This is a genomic window from Rhizobium chutanense (assembly GCF_002531935.1).
Classification (GTDB): Bacteria; Pseudomonadota; Alphaproteobacteria; order Rhizobiales; family Rhizobiaceae; genus Rhizobium; species Rhizobium chutanense.
Genome location: NZ_NWSV01000005.1, coordinates 439,392 through 454,002, shown reverse-complemented (window position 1 = coordinate 454,002; position 14,611 = coordinate 439,392). Strand labels below are relative to the sequence as shown.

Sequence of the window (14,611 nt, the reverse complement as noted above, 5' to 3'; positions counted from 1 at the left end):
TACCAGGAGATCATCAAGGGAGCCATCATCGTCCTCGCCGTCGTCATCGATCAATACAGACGATCAAGACAGGCAAGGGCATGAAAAGGCGCCGGCTGCAATCGAGACGTCCGCAGACATGACCGGAGCAACCCGATAATGTGGACGCCTCAAAACTTGATGGCGGCCGCGACGGGCGGCAATTTAGAGGACAGACAACATGGCGAACATCGACCTCAACAGTGATCTGGGCGAAAGCTTCGGTGCCTGGGCAATGGGCGATGATGTTTCGATGCTATCGATCGTCACCAGCGCCAACATTGCCTGCGGCTTCCATGCCGGTGATCCGGCAGGCATCCTGTCCGTTCTAGAGGAAGCGGCAAAACGCGGCGTATCGGTCGGGGCGCATATCGGCTACCGCGATCTGGTCGGGTTCGGTCGCCGCAACATGGATCCGTCCAGCACAGAGCTCATCGGCGATACCATCTACCAGATCGGCGCCTTGCAGGGTCTGGCGAAAGCGGCAGGCACCTCGGTGCGTTATGTCAAACCGCATGGGGCTCTCTACAACACGATTGCGAATGATGCCCGGCAGGCATACGATGTCATCACCGGCATCAAGGCGGTGGATCCCTCACTGGCACTACTGGCGCTTTCTGGCGCGCCAATTGTCGAGCAGGCGCGTGCGGCAGGGCTTACAGTTGTCTGCGAGGCCTTCGCCGACCGGGCCTACAACGCCGATGGCAGTCTTGTCAGCCGCCGCTTGCCAGGCGCGATCATCCACGATCCGAAAGCCATTGCCGAGCGGATGCTGCGCTTGGTCGCGGAAGGCCGCATTGCTGCTGTTGACGGCACGGACATAGAGCTCGAAGCGCAATCGATCTGTGTCCACGGCGACACTCCGGCGGCGGTCGCCATCGCCCGCGTCTTGCGCGAGGCGCTGGCGACCAATCGTGTTGACCTCAAGCCCTTTACGGAAGTCGACCATGGCTGACCAACTACGCTTTCTGCCCGCCGGCAGCGGTGCCTTTCTCGTCGAACTCGACGATCTGGAAACGACGCTGACGCTGCTCGACCGACTTCTGGCCGATCGCCCGGAGGGTGTCATTGAGCTGGTGCCCGCCGCTAGAACGGTGATGGTCCGCTTCGATCCCCGCGTGACAGATCGGGCACGGCTTTGCACACATATATGCGCGTTTGATCTTGGTCAGCGTAGCTCTCGCCAGGGAGAGACGATCGAGGTCCCGGTCAGCTATGACGGTGAAGACATCGCCGACGTCGCCGAAATCCTCGGCTGGTCGATCGATGAGGTCATTCGCCGTCACACGGAAGCCACTTATACGGTTGCCTTCACCGGCTTCGCGCCCGGTTTCGCCTATATGACATCAGACGATCCGGATTTCGACGTGCCGCGCCGCAAGAGCCCGCGCGTGCGCATTCCCGCAGGCGCCGTAGCGCTCGGGGGTAAGTTCGGCGGCATCTATCCCTCGGACAGCCCAGGCGGTTGGCAGATCATCGGCACCACTCCGTTGAAGATGTGGGATATCAGCCGCGCCCGCGCGGCGCTTCTGGCGCCGGGCGATCGAGTCCGCTTTCGTGAGATGGCCAAAGGTGCCGTGGTCGCGGCTGGCGTCCTCCCGGTGCCGAAAGCCGCACCATCCGCCACAGGACTTGTCGTCACCCGCGCCGACCGACCGGCGCTGTTTCAGGACTTCGGTCGGCCCGGACGTGTCGACCAAGGCGTGTCGGAATCCGGCGCGTTGGACCGGTCGGGTCTGTCCGAGGCCAATCTCAGCGTCGGCAATCCACACAATGCCGCCGCCCTGGAAATTGCCTTCGGCGGCTTCGCCGTCAAGGTCGATCGACCGGTGACTCTCGCTGTGACCGGTGCGCCGGCGCCTCTCGTCATTACCACCAACGACGGTCGTTCCGTCACCGCACCTTTCGGCAGGCCCTTCGCACTCGATGCCGGCGACGAACTGACGCTCGGCTTTCCGCCGGAAGGCATGCGCAGCTACATAGCGTTGCGCGGCGGGTTCGCTGTCCAACCCGTTCTCGGCTCCACGGCGACCGACACCTTGGCGAAGGTCGGGCCGGCGCCGGTTACGGCAGGCGTTGTACTGGTGCCGGCCAACGCACACGCCGTCGCCGTCGACCCCTTCCGGCATACCGCAAGATCGCTGCCCAAAGCCGGAGAAACCGTCGTACTTGACGTCGTCCTCGGCCCTCGCACCGACTGGTTCACGTCGAAGGGAGTCGAGACCCTCACGGCACAGGTTTGGCAGGTGACAGCAGAATCGAGCCGCGTCGGCATGCGGCTCTCCGGGGCCGAGCCGCTGGAGCGGCGGGATGCGGCGGAACTCCCGTCGGAGGGTACTTCGCTGGGCGCAATTCAGGTACCGCATAGCGGGCAACCCGTGCTCTTTCTGGCCGACCATCCGTTGACCGGAGGCTACCCGGTGATCGGCGTCGTCGCCCGCCACCATCTCGATCTCGCCGGCCAGATCCCAATCGGCGCCAATATCCGCTTCAACGTCGTCGCCCCATTCGATCCGCTCGTCAGGGAAACCAATCGATGAAAAAATTGCTCATTGCCAATCGCGGCGAAATCGCCATCCGCATCAGCCGCGCCGCCCGCGATTATGGCGTCGCTTCGGTCGCGATCTATTCAGATGCCGATGCCGCTTCGCTGCATGTCGATCTTGCCGACGAGGCCTATTGCCTGGGCGGCGGTCGCCCGGGCGACACCTATTTGAATATCGGGAAGATCTTGGACATCGCCCGCTGCGCGGGCGCCGATGCGGTCCATCCAGGTTATGGCTTCTTATCGGAGCGCGCCGAATTTGCCCGTGCCGTCATCGATGCCGGCCTCACCTGGGTCGGTCCCAAGCCTGAAGTGATCACGGCGCTCGGCGATAAGGTCGAGGCCCGTCGGATCGCCGAAAAGGTCGGAGCGCCCCTCGTCAAAGGGTCGGACGGCCCTCTGGCAACCGCCGAGGAAGCCATCGCCTTTGCGCGGCAGGCCGGCTTGCCGTTGGCGATCAAGGCTGCCTTCGGCGGCGGCGGCCGCGGCATGAAGGTCGTTCACCGCATCGAGGATGTCGGCGAGTTCTTCGAATCTGCCGTGCGCGAGGCGAAGGAGGCCTTCGGACGCGGCGAATGTTATGCCGAGCAATTCCTGGAAAAGCCACGCCATATCGAAGCGCAGATCATCGCCGATAGCCACGGCAATACGGTTGTGCTCGGCACTCGTGATTGCTCACTGCAGCGGCGCAACCAGAAGCTGGTCGAGGAAGCCCCAGCACCCTTCATCTCCGAGGAGCAGCGCGGCCGTATTCATGATGCCGCCAAGGCGATCTGCGCATCGGCCGGCTATACAGGCGCCGGTACGGTCGAATTTCTGCTGTCGCAGAATGGTGTCATTTCCTTCCTCGAGGTCAATACCCGTTTGCAGGTCGAACATCCGGTGACGGAGGAAACGACCGGGGTCGATATCGTCATCGAGCAGCTGCGCATCGCCGATGGGCTGCCGCTTTCTGTCACTCAGACCCCTGTCCCGCGCGGGCACGCCTTTGAGTTCCGCATCAATGCCGAGGATCCGGGGCGCGGTTTCCTGCCGACACCGGGACTAATCACGAGCTTTCGCGCCCCGTCCGGCCCGGGCATCCGGCTCGACAGCGGTGTAGAAACGGGCTCGGAAATTCCAGGTCTCTACGACTCGATGATGGCCAAGCTGATCGTTACCGGCGCCACCCGCGAGGAAGCCTTGATCCGCGCCCGCCGGGCGCTTGCCGAATTCAAAATCGAAGGTGTCGCTTCCGTGCTCCCGTTCCACCGCGCCGTGCTGGAGGAACCGGCCTTCACAGGCGAGGATGGGTTTAAGGTCTTCACCAATTGGATCGAGACGGAATTCCGTGGCGTCGAGCCTGCTCCGCGGGTTGATCCGGTGGAAGGCGGATTGCTGCGCAGTTTTATCGAGATCGACGGTAAACGCCACGCGTTCGGCCTTCCGGCGGGGCTGTTTTCCGGAGGTGCCGCGCCGAGAGTGGCGACGGGCTCAGTATCCACCACCGCAAATGAGGGTGCGCTGACAGCACCGATCCCCGGCACACTGCAAAAATGGAACGTCGAGGACGGAGCACAAGTTGCCGAGGGCGATGCCGTGGCGGTGATCGAGGCCATGAAGATGGAAACCAGGGTACTGGCGCCGAAAGCTGGCCGCATCTGCATCAAGGTCGCCCCGGGCGCAGTCGTCGCACTCGGTGCGGAACTGGCAACTATAGAGTGAGGGGTAGGCCGAGCGGATGGTGACCATTCTCGACACGATCAATCCCGACGCCAAGCGCGTGCGCCATCCTGAGAAGGCGCATCGCCCGGATACGGAGGTCATGCGCAAGCCGGACTGGATCCGCGTCAAGGCGCCGACCTCCAAGGGTTACGCCGAGACGCGGGCGATCGTGAAGGAGCACAAGCTCGTCACCGTCTGCGAGGAGGCCGGCTGCCCGAATATCGGCGAGTGCTGGGACAAGAAGCACGCCACCTTCATGATCATGGGCGAGATCTGTACCCGCGCCTGCGCCTTCTGCAACGTCGCGACCGGCAAGCCGAACGCGCTCGATATGGCCGAGCCCGAGAACGTCGCCAAGGCGGTCAGGGAGATGGGCCTGTCCCACGTCGTCATCACCTCGGTCGACCGTGATGATCTGGAAGATGGCGGCGCCGAACACTTCGAAAAGGTGATCTGGGCGATCCGTGCCGCTTCGCCGATGACGACGATCGAAATCCTGACGCCCGATTTCCTGAAGAAGCCGGGCGCGCTGGAGCGCGTTGTCGCCGCCAAGCCCGACGTCTTCAACCACAATATGGAAACGGTTGCCGGCAACTATCTGACGGTCCGCCCCGGCGCCCGTTATTTCCACTCCATCCGCCTGCTGCAGCGGGTGAAGGAACTCGATCCCACCATGTTCACCAAGTCGGGCATCATGGTCGGCCTCGGCGAGGAGCGCAACGAAGTGCTGCAGCTGATGGACGATCTGCGCACCGCCGATGTCGACTTCCTGACGATCGGCCAGTACCTGCAGCCGACCCGCAAACACCACAAGGTCGAAAGCTTCGTCACCCCGGACGAGTTCAAATCCTACGAGACCGTCGCCTACAGCAAGGGCTTCCTGATGGTCGCCTCCAGCCCGCTGACCCGCTCCTCCCATCATGCCGGCGATGATTTCGCAAGGCTGCGTGCGGCACGGGAGAAGCGGTCCAACAAAACTACCGACGATCCGCGTCACGATGATCGAATGCGATCACGTCCTGGCGACCAGGCTGTGTCCGATCGGATCGTCACACACGAAAGCCGGGGGGAAGAATGTCACTGATTGCAATGCCGCCGGCTAGCGCCGACATTCTCTCGCGTGCGTCTCAGATCATTGCAAGCCTCCAGGCAGTCCTGCCGCTCGGCACCGTCATTCACGATATCGAGGAGACGCGGGCCTATGAATGCGACGCTCTGACGGCCTATCGTTGCCCGCCGCTTGCGGTGGTTCTTCCTCGAAGTACCGATGAGGTCGCGCTCGCTATGCGTACGTGTCATGAGCTCGGCGTCCCCGTCATACCCCGAGGCGCCGGAACATCACTGGCGGGCGGTGCACTGCCGACGGCCGACAGCGTCGTGATCAGCACGATACGCCTGCGCGACATCCTCGAGATCGACACGGCCAATCGCTACATCCGCGTCCAAACCGGGGTCACCAATCTGGCGGTTACCGCGGAACTGGAAACCGAGGGCTTTTTCTACGCGCCGGATCCGTCCTCGCAACTCGCTTGCACGATCGCCGGCAACATAGCGATGAATTCCGGCGGCGCCCATTGTCTCAAATACGGCGTGACCACCAACAACCTTCTGGGGGTCCGCATTGTGACTGCGGCGGGCGAGATCGCCGAGATTGGGGGAACGGCGTGCGGCACCTTCGGCTTGGACCTTTTGGGACTGATATGCGGGTCGGAGGGTCAGTTGGCGATCGTGACCGAGGCAGTGCTGAAGATCGTGCCAAAGCCGGAAGGAGCACGACCGATGTTGATTGCCTTTGACAGTGCGGAAATTGCGGGTGAATGCGTCGCGCGCATCATTCGCTCCGGCCTGCTGCCGGTCGCGATCGAATATATGGACGATGTCTGCCTGCGGGCCGTCGAGGCCTTCGCCAAAGCCGGCTATCCGGTTTGTGCCGCGCTCCTAATTGTTGAAGTGGAAGGCTCGGAAGATGAGATTAGGAGCCAAACCGAAGCTATTCATTCGATCGCGTCCCAACTCAATCCCGTCGAATTTCGCAGCAGCAGAAATGCCGAGGAATCCCTTGCCATCTGGAAAGGCCGGAAGTCGGCCTTCGGGGCGATGGGCCGGCTTGGAGATTATCTCTGCCTCGATGGAACCGTTCCCGTATCGCAATTGCCCTATACGCTGAAACGCATCGGGAAGTTGTCGAAGGAGTATGGCCTGGAGGTGGCAAACGTCTTTCATGCCGGCGACGGAAACATGCACCCGCTCATCCTCTTTGATGCAAACACTCCCGGCGAGCTCGAAAAGGCCGAGAGGTTTGGCGCCGACATTCTGCGCCTTTGCGTCGATGTCGGCGGATGCCTGAGCGGCGAGCATGGCATTGGCATCGAGAAGCGCGACCTGATGCCGAAACAATTCACATCGGACGATCTTGCCCTTCAGATGGAGGTCAAGAGCGTCTTCGACCCCGGGTGGTTGCTCAATCCTGCAAAGGTATTTCCGTTGGATGCAAGCAGAGCTTTTCGCGAGGCGCGCGCCGATGGTGGCTAAGCCTTCTTTCGAGGATAATTGCCTCGCGCCGGTGTCTGAAGGCGAATTGTCGGACCTCGTCGCTGAGAGCGCCCGGTCCGGAACGCAGCTTCGCGTCATCGGCGGTGGTACGCGCCTTAAACCGATGAGCCCAGGGAGCGAGCGCAAGGCTGTATCCACGCGACTAATATCCGGGATTGTCGACTACGAGCCGGGCGCATTGACGCTCGTGGCGCGCGCCGGTACGCCGCTGCATCAGATCGAGACCTTGCTGGAAGGCGAAGGTCAAATCCTCGCCTTTGAACCGATGGACCATCGTCATCTACTCGAAACGACCGGCACACCCACCGTCGGGGGTGTGGTCGGTGCAAATGTCTGCGGCCCGCGCCGATTGTTTGCCGGCGCCTGCCGCGACCATCTGCTCGGTGTTCGTTTCGTCGATGGGTCGGGACGGATCGTCAAGAACGGCGGACGCGTGATGAAGAATGTCACGGGTCTTGACCTCAGCAAATTGATCTGCGGATCGTTTGGGACTCTGGGCATTGCGACCGAGGTCTCCTTTAAGACAACGCCCGCGCCGGAAAAAGAGGAAACGCTGGTCTTCAGCGATGTCACTGCATCTGAGGCAAGTACCCTCTTTGCAACGGCGCTCGCAACGCCCTTCGAGATTTCCGGGGCGGCCTACCTTCAACGGACGGCGACGATCAGAATCCAGGGTTTTTCGCAGCAGATCGCCTATCGCCGTGAACGGTTAAAAGAACTGTTTAGCAACTATTCAATCGATGTTTTCGAGGGGGAGCAAAGCAGGCAGCATTGGATGGACATCCGTGACGTCCGGCATTTTGCCGCAACCGAGCACCCCGTCTGGCAGATCCTGGTCCGGCCGACGGACGCGCCCGATGTCGCGTCTGGTCTGGAGCGGCTGGGTGGCAACACCTCGCTGGATTGGGGTGGCGGACTTATCTGGTACAACGGCGAGGCGTCGGCGGCCGACGTTCGTCGCGTCTGCGGGCGCGGCCAAGCAAGAGTGGTTCGCAGCACCAACTTCGGCCCCAAGTCGTTTTTCCCTCCTGAAAACGAATTCGTGTCGCGCGTCAGCCGGTCATTGCGAGCGACATTTGACCCTGCCGGGATCTTGAATTCCGATTTGCTGGATCACTGACATGCAGACAAATTTCGACAAGGCTCAACTCGCCGACCCCGCCATCAAACGATCAAACGAAATCCTTCGCTCTTGCGTCCATTGCGGTTTTTGCACCGCAACCTGCCCGACCTACAAGGTTCTCGGCGATGAACTCGACAGCCCACGCGGACGGATTTATCTCATCAAGGACATGCTGGAAAACAGCCGGGTCCCAGACGAGAAGACGGTTGGGCATATCGACCGCTGCCTCAGTTGCCTAAGCTGCATGACCACGTGTCCGTCGGGTGTTCACTACATGCATCTGATCGACCATGCCCGCGAATATGTCGAAACCCACTATAGGCGACCAGTTGTCGAGCGAACGCTTCGGTGGATTTTGGCGCAGATACTGCCCTATCCCGGCAGGTTCAGGCTGGCCCTTCGCTCAGCGAGGCTTCTTCGCCCGATCAAAAGCCTGCTTCCGGACGCTCGGCTGCGAGCCATGTTGGACATGGTACCGCAGCATGTGCCGGCGCCGAGCCGGAACGACAAGCCGCAGGTGTTCCGCGCCGCCGGTGCGCGACGAAAGCGAGTGGCACTTCTGACCGGATGCGCACAGCGCGCGCTGAACACAGATATCAATGATGCGACGATCAGGCTTTTGACGCGCCATGGCTGCGACGTGGTGATCCCGAAGGATCTCGGATGCTGCGGCGCGATTACCCATCATATGGGAAAGGCCGCACAAAGCCATGCCGCCGCCGCCGCTGTGATCAACGCCTTCACGGCGGAAATCGAGGGGGAGGGGCTCGACGCCATCGTCATCAATACGTCGGGATGCGGAACGACCGTCAAGGATTACGCCCATATGTTCCGCGACGGCCCGCTGGCCGGGAGAGCCGCGTGCGTCGCGGCACTGGCCAGGGACATCACGGAACTGATGAATGATCTCGGCGGGCTTCGGCAACCGCTGGTGAAACAGCGGTTGCGCGTCGGCTATCACGCCGCCTGTTCGCTTCAGCACGGCCAGCAGATTAAATCGCTCCCAAAGGATCTGTTGAAGCGCGCGGGGTTCGAGGTTGCCGAGCCGAAGGATGCCCATATTTGCTGCGGGTCGGCCGGAACCTACAATCTCATGCAGCCGGCGATATCGGCAGAACTGCGAACCCGGAAGGTAAAATCCATCGAGCTTGTCAGGCCGGATGTCATTTGCGCCGGCAATATCGGTTGCATGGTCCAGATCGGGTCGGGAACCGACATACCGTTGGTACACACAGTCGAACTGTTGGACTGGGCGACCGGTGGACCACGACCGCGTTCGCTGCCGTCTGCCGAGCAGCAGGCGCGCGAGAGCGGGTCGAGATGAGGAGCTTACGACGCGCCAAGCCGGTTGGAAACGAGCCTGGCGGCCTCGATCACGCGTTGACCTATGCGCTTCACCTGCCGGTCGGATATCCGGTGCGCAGGCCCCGATACGGAAATTCCCGCGACTGCCTCACCGTGGATATTCAAAACGGGAGCAGCGACACATCGCATCCCGGCCGCCTTTTCCTCATCATCGAAGGCATAGCCGCGTTGCCGCGTGATCTCCAATTCCTCCTTGAGCTGGTCGATCGTGCGCAAGGTATTGGCCGTGAAGCGCTGGAGGGTCGCGCCCTTGAAAAGGAAGGCGAGCCTCTCTTCGTCATAAGTGCTGAGAAGCGCCTTTCCGATCCCGGAAGCGTGCAAGGGCGAGAGCGTGCCAGGCGGAAAGAAGGCCCGGATCGATTCATGGGTTTCGACCTGACTGACGAACAAGACCTTTCCATTTTTCTCTATTCCAAGATTGGACGTCTCGCCCGTCTCCAGCATCAGTTCGCGCATGACGGGACGGCTTCGCTCGATGACGTTCGTCCGTCTGAGGAACGCGGCACCCAGGCGATAGGCCTCCGGACCGATGTGGAAAATCTGTCCGTCCGGGCTCATCTCGACATAGTCCCGTCGTTCCAGGGTTGCCAGAACGCGATGCATGGTCGCTGCGGACTGGTCCAAATGTTTTGCAAGCTCGGACAGCGTCATTCCCTCCGGCGACGCAAGCGCTTCCAAGACGTCCAAGGCGCGATCGAGCGACTGGACGACATTCTGCGTCTGGGGATCGTTGAATCCTTTCGGCCGCCCCCGGCGGCGTATCGGCACAGTCATCGGCTTCTCCCTTGCAACAACGGAATTAGATATCTGATGCACTGAAAAACATCTTCATACAATGAAAAAATATAAACTATTGAAATACATGATATTTTTTAATTAACTCATATTTTTGAAAAACATTTTCAAAAAAATATACTGTTGTTCGAGGTCGTGCTAATCATGGGTTATCACCACCAGGAAAGCTTGGAAAATGTATACGCAAAACCCCGTCTTCATACCTGGCCCGACGAACATGCCAGAAGTCTTGCGCAGGGCAACGGATCTTCCGACGATCGATCACCGATCGGCCGCCTTTGCAGACATCCTTCAGCCGGCGCTTGCCGGTGTGAGGAAGGTCGTGAAGTCCGAAAATGCGGAAATCGTAGTATTTCCGGCGACCGGGAGCGGGGGATGGGAAGCAACGATTACCAATCTGCTGAGCCCGGGGGACAAGGTTCTTGCCGCACGCTGCGGGATGTTCAGTCATCGCTGGATCGATATGTGCCAGCGCCACGGGCTGCAGGTGGATACTGTCCATTCATCCTGGCAGCAGCCGCTGCCACTGGCTGAATACGAAAAGAGGCTTTTTGCCGATAAGGGGCACGACATCAAGGCGGTGCTGGTAACGCATAATGAGACTGCGACCGGGGTCAAGTCGGACGTCGGTGCGGTCCGCCGCCTCCTCGATGACGCCAAGCATCCGGCGCTGCTTCTCGTTGATGGCGTGAGCTCGATTGCGTCCATGGACTTCCGCATGGACGAATGGAAGGTCGACGCGGCGATCACCGGTTCCCAGAAGGGCTTCATGCTTCCCGTTGGCTTGGCGATCCTTGCGCTGTCGCCGAAGGCGATGCAGGCAGCCCAATCCGCAAAGCTGCACAGGGCGTATTTTGACATCCGGGAGATGGCAAAAACCTATCCTTCGAGCGGCTATCCGTACACGCCGTCCGTCGGCCTGTTAAACGGATTGAAGATGTCGACCGAATTGCTGCTCGGGGAGGGGCTGGACAATGTTTTCAAGCGCCATGCCCGCATTGCATCTGGCGTCCGCGCAGCTGTTTCAGCCTGGGGGCTGCGCCTTTACGCGCAGGAAGAAAGCTCCTTCTCGGATACTGTAAGTGCTGTCGAGACCCCCGACGGGTTTGATGCGACCTCCATCGTCACTCATGCTGCGCAGAAATACGCCGTTGCGTTTGGCGCCGGTCTGGGTGACGTCGCCGGCCGCGTCTTCCGCATCGGTCATCTCGGAAGCATGAGCGACGTTATGGCCCTTTCAGGAATCGCGACTGCCGAGATGGCAATGGCCGATCTCGGCTTGCCGATCCGCCTAGGTTCAGGTGTGGCGGCAGCGCAAGAGATCTACCGGAACACGGCTGCTTCAGCCATTCGCAATGCAGCCTGAGGAGGCCGACATGTATATTCCGACGATCTCCGACATGTTTGAGGCGCATGACCGCATTCGCCCGTTCATCCACCGGACACCTGTGATGACCTCGGGTTACATCAATTCGCTGGTCGGCGCCGAGCTTTTCTTCAAATGCGAGAACCTCCAGAAAGCCGGCGCTTTCAAAGCCCGTGGAGCGTCAAACGCGGTCTTCGGTCTGAGCGACGAACAAGCTGCCAGGGGTGTCGCGACACATTCGTCCGGCAACCATGGGACGTGCCTGTCTTATGCCGCAGGGCGCCGTGGCATTCCCTGCACGGTCGTCATGCCGCGTAGCGCTCCGCAGGCCAAGAAGGACGCCGTGCGGGGCTACGGTGGCACGGTGGTTGAATGCGAACCCTCGACATCTTCGCGAGAGGCGGTGTTTGCCGAAGTCGTCGCGAAATCCGGAGCGGAATTCGTCCACCCTTATAATGACGCACGCGTTATCGCCGGCCAGGCGACATGCTCGCGAGAGCTTCTGGAACAGGTCGATAATCTTGACGCCGTCATTGCGCCGATCGGCGGAGGCGGCATGGTTTCGGGCGCATGCCTGACCCTGTCAAATCTTGCCCCGCGTATCAAAGTCTACGCTGCCGAGCCGGAACAGGCCGATGACGCCTACAGAAGCTTCAAGGCGGGCCACATCATTGCCGATGACGCGCCGAACACGGTTGCTGACGGGCTCAAAGTCCCGCTCAAGGAACTGACGTGGCATTTCGTGAAGCGTAACGTCAGCGATATCGTGACCGCTTCCGAAGACGAAATCATCGAGGCCATGAAGCTGATCTGGAAGAGAGCAAAGCTTGTCATGGAACCGTCGAGCGCCGTTCCGCTCGCCGCGATCTTGAAAAACAAGAGCATTTTCGCCGGCAAGCGCGTCGGCATCATCATCACCGGCGGAAATGTCGATCTCGACACCCTGCCCTGGCAATGAAGGGGAACCTCATGAACGCAGAAGCAAAATTCAATCAGCTGGACGTTGGCTATGATGTGCCGGCAGTGCCGGGCATGTCGGTAGACGAGATACAGACGCCATGTCTTATCCTCGACCTCGACGCGCTCGAGAGAAATATCCGCAAGATGGGCGACTATGCGAAGGCGCATAACATGCGTCATCGCGCCCACGGCAAGATGCATAAGTCTGTCGACGTCCTGCGGCTGCAAGAGGAACTTGGCGGGGCGATCGGCGTATGTTGCCAGAAGGTTTCGGAAGCAGAAGTGTTCGTACGCGGCGGGATCAAGGACGTTCTTGTTTCCAACCAGGTCCGCGATCCGGCGAAGATCGATCGGCTTGCCCGGCTGCCCAAGCTCGGCGCGAGAATAATTGTCTGCGTCGACGACCCGGCCAACGTCGCAGACCTTGCGAACGCTGCCCGCAAGCACGGTACGACCATTGAGTGCTTCGTCGAAATCGACGTCGGCGCGGGACGGTGCGGCGTATCTTCAAGCGCCGCGGTGGTGGATCTCGCAAAGGCCATTGCAGGTGCACAAGGGCTCCGCTTTGCCGGCATACAGGCCTATCAGGGCGCCATGCAGCATCTCGACAAGTATGTTGACCGAAAGGCGAAGCTCGATCTCGCGGTGGCACAGGTGAAGGAAGCTGTCGACGCTTTGAAGAAGGCTGGCCTGGAACCGGAACTCGTCAGCGGCGGCGGGACCGGCAGCTATTATTTCGAAAGCACGTCCGGTGTCTACAATGAGCTGCAGTGCGGAAGCTACGCGTTCATGGATGCCGACTACGGTCGCATTCTCGACGAGAACGGCAAACGTATCGACAAAGGCGAATGGGAAAATTCGCTGTTTATCCTCACGAGCGTGATGAGCCATGCCAAAGCCGACAAGGCGATCTGCGATGCTGGGCTCAAGGTGCAGTCGGTCGATTCCGGATTGCCCTTCGTCTACGGGCGGGAGGACGTGAAATACATCAAGGCAACCGACGAACACGGCGTGATCGAAGACATCCAAGGCGTTCTCAAGATCAACGACAAGCTTCGCCTGGTCCCCGGCCATTGTGACCCGACCTGCAACATCCATGACTGGTATGTCGGTGTGCGCAACGGCAAGGTCGAGACGCTCTGGCCGGTATCGGCTCGCGGCAAGGCCTACTAGTTCGCGAATTTCACTTTTGTCAGGATCAATCCGAACATGATCATCGTTCCCGAAAGCGCCATAGGCGAACTCGTTTCGCTCGAAGATTGCGTCGACGCAGTCGAAAAAGTCTTCGTATCCATGGCGGAGCGCTCGGCGCATAACTTTCCGGTCGTCCGCGAAGCAATCGGCTACGCAGACGCGCTTTTCGGGTTCAAGTCGGGTTTCGACCGCGAGGGTCTTGCCCTTGGTCTCAAAGCCGGCGGGTTCTGGCCGAACAATGCGGACAAGGGGCTGACGAACCATCAATCGACCGTGTTTCTGTTTGATCCGGAAACCGGTCGATGCCGCGCCGTGGTCGGAGGCAATCTGCTGACGGCGCTTCGTACGGCGGCGGCGTCCGCCGTATCGATCAAGCACCTGGCGCGCAACGACGCTAAAGTTTTGGGCATGGTCGGAGCGGGACATCAGTCGTCGTTCCAGTTACGCGCCGCAGTGCAGCAACGACAATTCGAAAAGGTGGTCGCGTGGAACTACCATCCGGACATGTTGCCCAAGCTTGCAGCGGTCGCCGAGGAACTCGGCATTCCCTTCGAAGCGGTCAACCTTGACCGCCTGGGCGCTGAGGCGGATGTGATCATCACGATCACGTCCTCGTTCCAGCCAATTCTCAAGGCATCACAGATTAAGCCTGGCACCCATCTGGCGTGCATGGGCACAGACACGAAGGGCAAACAGGAGGTGGATGTTGCTCTTGTCGCGGCTGCGACGCTGTTTACCGACGAGATTGCCCAGGCGATATCGATCGGCGAATGCCAGCATGCTATCGCGCAGGGCATGATCGCTCCCATCGACATCGCCGAGATCGGCGCCGTGATCAATGGGCAAAAACCGGGACGAACCTCCCCGGATGAAATTACTCTCTTCGACGGCACCGGGGTTGGCCTTCAGGATCTGGCGGTTGCGCAGGCGGCGGTCGGACTGGCGCTCGCCAGGGGCACAGCCGTCGAGTTTGATTTTTAGGTACCGC

At 60.6% G+C, this 14,611-nt stretch carries 12 protein-coding genes; 11 read left to right on the top strand and 1 reads right to left on the bottom strand.

Annotated elements, in window-relative coordinates:
* Positions 1 to 199 precede the first annotated feature (199 nt).
* Genes CO666_RS11650 through glcF form a run of 7 tightly spaced genes read left to right on the top strand, consistent with a single transcriptional unit; the run spans position 200 to position 9,267 of the window.
* Positions 200 to 973, top strand: a complete 774-nt coding sequence (locus tag CO666_RS11650; RefSeq protein WP_097612207.1) for a LamB/YcsF family protein — start codon at positions 200 to 202, stop codon at positions 971 to 973.
* Positions 966 to 2,558 carry a 5-oxoprolinase subunit B/C family protein gene (locus CO666_RS11645; RefSeq protein WP_097612206.1) on the top strand — a complete coding sequence of 531 codons (1,593 nt, stop codon included), beginning with the start codon at positions 966 to 968 and terminating at the stop codon, positions 2,556 to 2,558. The genes CO666_RS11650 and CO666_RS11645 overlap by 8 nt, the downstream gene beginning before the upstream one ends.
* On the top strand, positions 2,555 to 4,267 hold the full coding sequence (locus CO666_RS11640; protein ID WP_097612205.1) for an acetyl/propionyl/methylcrotonyl-CoA carboxylase subunit alpha: 1,713 nt from the start codon (positions 2,555 to 2,557) through the stop codon (positions 4,265 to 4,267). Before CO666_RS11645 ends, CO666_RS11640 begins: the two co-directional genes overlap by 4 nt.
* Positions 4,268 to 4,283: 16 nt before the next feature.
* On the top strand, positions 4,284 to 5,351 hold the full coding sequence (lipA, locus tag CO666_RS11635) for a lipoyl synthase (protein ID WP_097612204.1): 1,068 nt from the start codon (positions 4,284 to 4,286) through the stop codon (positions 5,349 to 5,351).
* Positions 5,342 to 6,799 carry an FAD-linked oxidase C-terminal domain-containing protein gene (locus CO666_RS11630; protein WP_097612203.1) on the top strand — a complete coding sequence of 486 codons (1,458 nt, stop codon included), beginning with the start codon at positions 5,342 to 5,344 and terminating at the stop codon, positions 6,797 to 6,799. Before lipA ends, CO666_RS11630 begins: the two co-directional genes overlap by 10 nt.
* Positions 6,789 to 7,940 carry an FAD-binding protein gene (locus CO666_RS11625; protein ID WP_097612281.1) on the top strand — a complete coding sequence of 384 codons (1,152 nt, stop codon included), beginning with the start codon at positions 6,789 to 6,791 and terminating at the stop codon, positions 7,938 to 7,940. The genes CO666_RS11630 and CO666_RS11625 overlap by 11 nt, the downstream gene beginning before the upstream one ends.
* A 1-nt stretch (position 7,941) precedes the next feature.
* Positions 7,942 to 9,267 (top strand): glycolate oxidase subunit GlcF, encoded by a 1,326-nt coding sequence (gene glcF, locus CO666_RS11620; protein ID WP_097612202.1) that lies wholly within the window; start codon positions 7,942 to 7,944, stop codon positions 9,265 to 9,267.
* Positions 9,268 to 9,272: 5 nt separating this feature from the next.
* Here the strand turns inward: glcF and bhcR are convergent, their stop codons facing one another.
* On the bottom strand, positions 9,273 to 10,082 hold the full coding sequence (bhcR, locus tag CO666_RS11615; RefSeq protein WP_097612201.1) for an HTH-type transcriptional regulator BhcR: 810 nt from the start codon (positions 10,080 to 10,082) through the stop codon (positions 9,273 to 9,275).
* A 196-nt stretch (positions 10,083 to 10,278) separates the two neighbouring features.
* Between bhcR and bhcA the strand changes: the two genes are divergently transcribed.
* Genes bhcA through bhcD form a run of 4 tightly spaced genes read left to right on the top strand, consistent with a single transcriptional unit; the run spans position 10,279 to position 14,604 of the window.
* Positions 10,279 to 11,469 carry an L-aspartate--glyoxylate aminotransferase BhcA gene (gene bhcA, locus CO666_RS11610; protein WP_097612200.1) on the top strand — a complete coding sequence of 397 codons (1,191 nt, stop codon included), beginning with the start codon at positions 10,279 to 10,281 and terminating at the stop codon, positions 11,467 to 11,469.
* A 10-nt stretch (positions 11,470 to 11,479) separates the two neighbouring features.
* Complete coding sequence (gene bhcB, locus CO666_RS11605) at positions 11,480 to 12,427, top strand: beta-hydroxyaspartate dehydratase BhcB (RefSeq protein ID WP_097612279.1); 948 nt, start codon at positions 11,480 to 11,482, stop codon at positions 12,425 to 12,427.
* 11 nt (positions 12,428 to 12,438) lie between these two features.
* Entirely contained in the window at positions 12,439 to 13,602 is a 1,164-nt protein-coding gene (bhcC, locus tag CO666_RS11600; RefSeq protein WP_097612277.1) for a 3-hydroxy-D-aspartate aldolase BhcC, read from the top strand.
* A gap of 36 nt (positions 13,603 to 13,638) precedes the next feature.
* Complete coding sequence (gene bhcD, locus CO666_RS11595) at positions 13,639 to 14,604, top strand: iminosuccinate reductase BhcD (RefSeq protein WP_097612199.1); 966 nt, start codon at positions 13,639 to 13,641, stop codon at positions 14,602 to 14,604.
* Positions 14,605 to 14,611 lie beyond the last annotated feature (7 nt).

What these genes read in the sequence shown, in the direction of transcription:
- CO666_RS11625 (WP_097612281.1), top strand. Translation starts at nt 6,789, where the DNA reads ATGGTGGCTAAGCCTTCTTTCGAGGATAATTGCCTCGCGCCGGTGTCT.
- bhcD (WP_097612199.1), top strand. Translation starts at nt 13,639, where the DNA reads ATGATCATCGTTCCCGAAAGCGCCATAGGCGAACTCGTTTCGCTCGAA.
- CO666_RS11645 (WP_097612206.1), top strand. Translation starts at nt 966, where the DNA reads ATGGCTGACCAACTACGCTTTCTGCCCGCCGGCAGCGGTGCCTTTCTC.
- bhcB (WP_097612279.1), top strand. Translation starts at nt 11,480, where the DNA reads ATGTATATTCCGACGATCTCCGACATGTTTGAGGCGCATGACCGCATT.
- glcF (WP_097612202.1), top strand. Translation starts at nt 7,942, where the DNA reads ATGCAGACAAATTTCGACAAGGCTCAACTCGCCGACCCCGCCATCAAA.
- bhcA (WP_097612200.1), top strand. Translation starts at nt 10,279, where the DNA reads ATGTATACGCAAAACCCCGTCTTCATACCTGGCCCGACGAACATGCCA.
- CO666_RS11630 (WP_097612203.1), top strand. Translation starts at nt 5,342, where the DNA reads ATGTCACTGATTGCAATGCCGCCGGCTAGCGCCGACATTCTCTCGCGT.
- lipA (WP_097612204.1), top strand. Translation starts at nt 4,284, where the DNA reads ATGGTGACCATTCTCGACACGATCAATCCCGACGCCAAGCGCGTGCGC.
- bhcC (WP_097612277.1), top strand. Translation starts at nt 12,439, where the DNA reads ATGAACGCAGAAGCAAAATTCAATCAGCTGGACGTTGGCTATGATGTG.
- CO666_RS11650 (WP_097612207.1), top strand. Translation starts at nt 200, where the DNA reads ATGGCGAACATCGACCTCAACAGTGATCTGGGCGAAAGCTTCGGTGCC.
- CO666_RS11640 (WP_097612205.1), top strand. Translation starts at nt 2,555, where the DNA reads ATGAAAAAATTGCTCATTGCCAATCGCGGCGAAATCGCCATCCGCATC.
- bhcR (WP_097612201.1), bottom strand. Translation starts at nt 10,082, where the DNA reads ATGACTGTGCCGATACGCCGCCGGGGGCGGCCGAAAGGATTCAACGAT.